We start from the raw sequence: 1,873 nt of genomic DNA on the forward strand, positions 1-1,873 counted from the left end.
TGACGCCGCGCTGGAGCATCAGCTCTTCGACCTCGCGGTAGGACAGAGGGAAGCGGAAGTACAGCCACACGCAGTGCGAGATCACCTCGACCGGGAACCGGTGACCGCTGTACGACGGCAGCACAGACGACACCAGCGATCCCCTCCCCAGCGTGATCAACACGAAGATCATCCCACCCGGTCAGCCAACGTGACAGTGCCGCAGAGAGATCTCCCGCCGCCCCATAGTCCCGATGGTCACTCACGCCGTCCCGTGGCCGTAGTGGGAGTTCTCGCTTCCGTGTCCGAGATGGTTCTCAGTTTGATGTCCGGCCTTGGGCGCTGCGGGCCGGGCCGATTGGGGTGCTTCTACGGGGTGTTGAGCAGTGATGGCCGGGCGTTGGCTGGACAAGCAGTGAGGATTGGCTGGTCACTGAGTGAGGAATACCTGGTCAGTGGGGCGGGAGCTGTGACCTCGTTGCGCCGGCGGCCCGGTGCCGTTCGAGCAGACCGTCGCACCGGAGGAGGACCTGGTGACGCTGCCTGCCGTGGCCGGCGCCGAGGAGTTCGCGGTGCTGGGGCGGCAGGCCCGCAGCCCGGCCAGGGGAGAATGCGGGCATGGCGATGTGCAAGAAGTGCGGTGCGCGAAAGCGCAGTTGGCCTCGTTCCTGTTCGCGGTGCCGTTCCGGGCCGGACCGCGCGGACGCGGCTGCGGATGCCGCCGAGGTGGCGGTGGAGACGGGACTGCTCGGGGGGATCGGGCGGGGGATCACAGAATTTGCGCGCCTGGTGCTGCGCGCGTTCGACTGACCGGGCTCACACGGGCATGGCGCGGCGGCCAGGGTGTGATCTGGCAGGGAACAGCTGTTTCGGCCGTCAACCGGCTGCGCGGGGCGCTGATCAACGCCGGGGAGGTGGACCTCGCCCGGACCCCGGCGGCTGGCCGGCGTGCGATGTGGTACCGGGCTCCCCACCGCGCCGTCGTCCAGCCGCGCGCCGCCGCTGCGCTTCTCGGGACGTCCTTGCCCGGCCAGGGCCGGCGCGCCCCTCGGAGAGGTCCGCACCCGCCACTACGAGGACGTGGAGTGGGAGTTCATTGGGCCGTATCTACCGATCGGGAGATACGGCCCGTACCCGAGCGGCTGCGGCAGCAGTTCGAGGGCGTGATCTGGCGGTTCAGGACCGGTGGGCAGTGGCGGGAGATGCCGCAGGAGTTCGGTGCCTGGTCGACCGTCCATAACCGCTTCCGGCAATGGCGTGACGCCGGTGTCTTCGAGGCCCTGCTGGAGGGCCTGATCGCGGAGGCTGCGAAGCGGGGGAGGTGGACCTGTCCCTGGTCAGCGTGGACTCCACGACCGCGCGCTCACCACGACGCCGCCGGCCCCGACGATCCGCCCGTCCTCATCGCCCGGCTGACCGAGGCGCTTGGAGACCCGTTGCCGCGTTGCAGGCCGTTAGCCTGTCGGTATGTCAGAGCGTGTCATGCCCGGTCGCACGGACGGCCTGATCACCCTGGGTGCCGCGGACGCTCTGTGGGTCGATTTGACGGCCGACAGTGCTGTGCCGACGGCTTCTGGGGCATTCACCTGCTCTCCTGCCCATGCCCGGGTGGGGTACGTCCTGCTTGGCGGCCATGCGGTGGCGACGGTGAGGGCGAGCGGCGGTCAGTTGAGTGTTCCGGAGGCTGAGGTGCGCCGGGCGGCCGCGGAACTGAACGCGGTTGGGATGGATCGGCAAGACCTCGTCCGCATCGGTCCGTTTCGTGGGGCGCCGAGGCAGGAGTGCAACGAGGAAACGCCGCTGCGTTGGCGCCAGCGCATCACGGGGGAACTGCAGGAGCTGGGCGGGCCCGAGCGGGCAGCACGACGTGAAGACGCCCGGCCGTACCATCTGG

General features: G+C 69.4%; 2 pseudogenes. Both read left to right on the forward strand.

What is annotated here, in order from left to right:
• Positions 1 to 981: 981 nt before the first annotated feature.
• A pseudogene (locus tag ACZ7IB_RS49105) lies at positions 982 to 1,403 on the forward strand (transposase); the annotation flags it as partial.
• Between the two features lie 43 nt (positions 1,404 to 1,446).
• Positions 1,447 to 1,873 (forward strand): annotated as a pseudogene (locus ACZ7IB_RS49110) (endonuclease domain-containing protein); the annotation flags it as partial.

The organism is Streptomyces sp. NPDC037301 (assembly GCF_055602785.1).